General features: G+C 63.3%; 1 protein-coding gene. It reads right to left on the reverse strand.

The window, feature by feature from the left end; translation table 11 throughout:
• Positions 1-2,132: hypothetical protein (locus tag VJR29_00370; GenBank protein ID HKY61847.1), on the reverse strand; the 2,132-nt coding region annotated here is incomplete at both ends.

Below are 2,132 nucleotides of genomic sequence, written 5' to 3' on the forward strand. Positions count from 1 at the left end.
CGGTAGTTGAGGTGGGCTTCCAGGTCGTTGAGGAAGGTATCGAAGCGCAGGAATTTTCGTTCGGGGTGGGTGTATTCGAGGTCGGTGACCATGAAACTTGCCGGCAGATTGATCAAGGTGACTCCCCGAGCCTCGTCGTAAATCGCCCCCTTCCGCTCCAAGCGGGCGATGGCGCCTTCCAGCAGCGCGACGTCCTGCACATTGTAATCGTGACGGCCGGCCGGCGGGCGCAGCAGATAAGTCACATCGGACAAGGTCGGATCGGCGGCTTGGGGAATCAGCCGGATGAAATCGCGGGCCTGGACGGCCCAAAGCTTGTCGGCGTCGGCGAGGTCCACCCTCTTCCGCTTCAGCTCCTCGCGGCTGCCCTCAAGATAACCGGGCTCCCGAAAACGGCTCTCGATCCGCTCGATCGCGTCCAGCGTTGCCATGTCGTAGAGAGGCGGCGAGACCTCGACGCCGGCGGCGCGATACTCCTCGGCGACTCGCCGAACCCGCTCGAGCTGCCGGGAATATCGGTCAAGGTGATCCGAAAAAATCCGCACTCGGGGTGCGAGAAAGGGTTGACCCGGGGCATCCTCGGCTAAAATCGTCCTTAGCCCCCCAAGGACCGCACTCGTTTCTTCCATCGCGGCCCGCCTCTCCTCGAAGCTCCGATCCTTTTGGCTGTCAAGGATCGCCATTCGCAGGGGATCGAGCGCGGCATCGAGGAATTCATTTAATGCCCCACCGACTCCGCCGAAGTTGGAATCGGCCAGATTGTCCAGCATGACTTCGCGCAAGCGGCCTGGCGGCAAGCGACGTTCCAAGGCTCGATAATACCAGCCTCCCACTTCAGGAAAGGGATCGGAGTGCTCCGAATCCCGGACCGCGTGAAACATGGCGTCGTGGCCGGTAAAGCAAAGCGGATGCACTTCGTGGCCAAGATGCTCGATGTGGATCAGACCGCGGGCCATGCCGACCGGTGAAACCCGTTTGGAGCGGTAAGAGATGGTGCGGTCGCGGGAAATGGTTCCCGGAACGGGATGGAATTGGGAGGCCCGGTCTCCGGCAGCGGCCCGGAGAACCGCCTCGGTCAGGCTCAAGGAGGGATAGTCCACTCGGGCCAAAGCGCTGTCGGACCGAGACTCGGAAAGACTCAGTCTTCCGTCCGTGAAGGCCGTCACGTCCCCGATCATGGGCGAAAGGTCCAAATAGCGCAAATGGGGCGCTTTCATGTCGGCATCCGAGATCAGCCGATCGTTAAAACGGGCCCGAACCACCCGGCGAGCCAAGGAGCCTTCCCGGCCCCGCTCGCCCAAGACCGCCATCACCTGATCGAAGAAATCGGAGTCGAAAAGCGGCTGACCCTCGGCGTTCCGCTGATAGCGCAGCTCGCCGATGTCGAAGACCTCGGGCTCGGCGCCGCGCCGGCGAACGTAGTCCATGGCCTGATGAAGCCAGATCGCGTCGACGTCGTCGGGATGGGGCCGGCGGGCGGCCAACTCCTCGCGGCTGCCGTTGAAATAGGCCGGCTCGGCCCAGGCGGCTTCCACTCTCTGCCAAGCGGCTTCGAGCTCGGGTGGATATTCGATGTTCCGCGGCAGCGAGTCGATGTCCAAAGCCCGCCGCAGCTCCGCGACTTGGGCGGCGAATTCGGCTTGGGCCTCGGCTTGGGGGCCGGCTTCGGGGAGACGGGCCGCGATTCCCTCCAAAGCTTGGGTCAGCCGGTGAATCTCGTTCAAATCCCGGTTGCGGAGGGCAACATCGGGTTCTTTCCGGGCCTCGGCCAAGATGTCACGGGTGAGCGCCGGCAGCACCCGCCCGAAGTGGTTGGGACTGCCGTCCTCGTTGGTCCATTCGATCAGCTCGGAAAGATGCGAAAGAGTGTTTTCACTGGGATCCACCGGATGCCGTTGGAGCAAGCGGTAGAGCCGGTGGGTGGCCTCGGGGAAGATGCCGCGTTTGGCCGAATCCTGGGGCGCGTGGAAAAAGCCGTCGTGAAAGAGGAAGGCGAAAGGATCGACCTTGCCCTGGACGTCTTGCAGGTAGGTCGGGAGCCGGGCGATTCCCACCGGCGCTACCCGCTTGCCGCGCAGGCTCATCACGTCATCGCGCGGAATGGCGCCGTCGACGTAATGGAACTGCATGGC

It is taken from the genome of bacterium (assembly GCA_035281585.1).
Lineage (GTDB): Bacteria > UBA10199 > UBA10199 > DSSB01 > DSSB01 > DATEDP01.